This window comes from Rhodococcus sp. R1101 (assembly GCF_000278445.1).
GTDB lineage: Bacteria > Actinomycetota > Actinomycetes > Mycobacteriales > Mycobacteriaceae > Rhodococcus > Rhodococcus gordoniae.
On sequence record NZ_AJVB01000650.1, the window covers coordinates 1 to 1766 of the forward strand.

Annotated in this window: 2 protein-coding genes; both read right to left on the reverse strand. The window is 68.4% G+C overall.

What is annotated here, in order from left to right; all coding sequences use genetic code 11:
• On the reverse strand, positions 1-1178 hold a 1178-nt coding region (locus tag R1101_RS0122800), incomplete at its 3' end, for a wax ester/triacylglycerol synthase family O-acyltransferase (RefSeq protein WP_016935511.1).
• A gap of 197 nt (positions 1179-1375) precedes the next feature.
• On the reverse strand, positions 1376-1766 hold a 391-nt coding region (locus R1101_RS0122805; RefSeq protein ID WP_016935512.1), incomplete at its 5' end, for a hypothetical protein.

Below are 1766 nucleotides of genomic sequence, written 5' to 3' on the forward strand. Positions count from 1 at the left end.
TCGGGTCCCGGCACGTTCGAGACGATCACGTTGAACGGCGGACGTGGGAGCGCCCGGTTGCCGGTGAGCACCCCCACCGCAAGGGGTGCCACGCCCACCGCGCTCGTCGCGAGACGACCGAGCTTCGACATCGAATTCATCGCATGCTTGCCCTCGATCATCGAACCCCGCACGCGCGCAAGCCGTTCCACCGGGTCGGCGCACTGCGTGCCGAGCGTGCACATGAGAATGCCGATCTCGTTGCCCGACGAGTTCGTGCTCTGGCGCAACGACACCGGAACCATGGCGACCAGCGAATCGTCCGGCAGCGCATCGTGTTCGGTGAGGAACGCCCGTAGAGCCCCACCCGACAGTTCGAGGACGACGTCGTTGAGTGTCGCGTCGGCCGCCTTGGCCACCATGCGCAGGCGTTCGATCGGCCACGACCGGGCCGCGAACCTGCGCGATCCGGAGATCTGACGGTTGAGGATGGTGTTCGGAGCGCCCAGCGACAACGAACCCCCGCGATTGTGCAGTGCCCGGTCGACGGTGCCGACGAGCGCCGGGACCAGAGCCATCGCCTCGGACACCACGTTCACCGCGTCGTTCACCACGCCGGTCGCCGCACGGACGACCGCACCGGGGAACCCGATCGCGGTACCCATCGCCGAGCGGCTCGGCGACCGGGCGTCGTCGACCGCCCAGGGCGCCGGCATGTCGGTGCGTTCCGGGTCGGTGCTGAGCGCGCGGCGCATCAGACGCATGGCCCCCACCCCGTCGGCGAGCGCGTGGTGGATCTTCACGTACAGGGCGTAGCGACCGTCTGCCAGCCCTTCGATCAGATGCATCTCCCACAGTGGGCGCGTGCGGTCGAGCAGCGAGGCGTGCAGGCGGGAGACGAGTTCCCACAGATCGTCCATCGTGCCCGGGGACGGCAGCGCGTTGAACCGGACGTGGTAGTCGATCGAGAAACGCGGATCGTCCTCCCAGGCCCATTGCCCGAGGGTGAACAGCGAGCGGGTGGGCCGCTTGCACCACAGCGGCCCGGCGGGTTCCTCACGGGCGAGCGCCTCGGCGAACATCGATCGCAGGTCGCTCGCGTCCTTGCCTTCCGGCGGCTGGAACAGCAGGAGACCGCCGACATGCATCGGGTGATCGCGCGACTCGCCGAGCAGGAACATCGAGTCGGTCGGTGCCATCGGTAACCGCATCGCGTTTCTGTCTTCCTCCCCCACACGGCACCGGCCACCACCGGAGCCCGCCCCCACGTGACCGGTCCCGGCACGTCGATGTGTGTCAGTTCTACCTCAGAAGACGCGAGCAAGGGGACCGTCTCACCGACGAATATTCCGGTGCCGCGTCCGAGTCGCCCGTCCGGCGACACGCGATCTACGCACTACATGTCCAGCCCGAAGTCGAGCACGGTCACCGAATGGGTGAGCGCGCCCACCGCGAGGTAGTCGACGCCGGTGCGGGCATAGTCCGCGGCGACGTCGAGGGACAGGCCGCCGGAGGATTCGAGCCGCGTCTTCGGCGCGTGGGTGTTGCGCCGCTGCACCGCGATCTGCGTCTGCCACAGGGGGAAGTTGTCGAGCAGGATCAACTCGACGTTCTCGGCGAGTACCTCGTCGAACTGCTCGAGGGTGTCGACCTCCACTTCGCACGCGATGTCGGGAGCATGGTCCCGGACGGCGCGCAGCGCGGCGACCACCGAGCCCGCCGCGGCGACGTGGTTGTCCTTGATCAGTGCCTCGTCGCCGAGTCCCATGCGATGGTTGACACCGCCC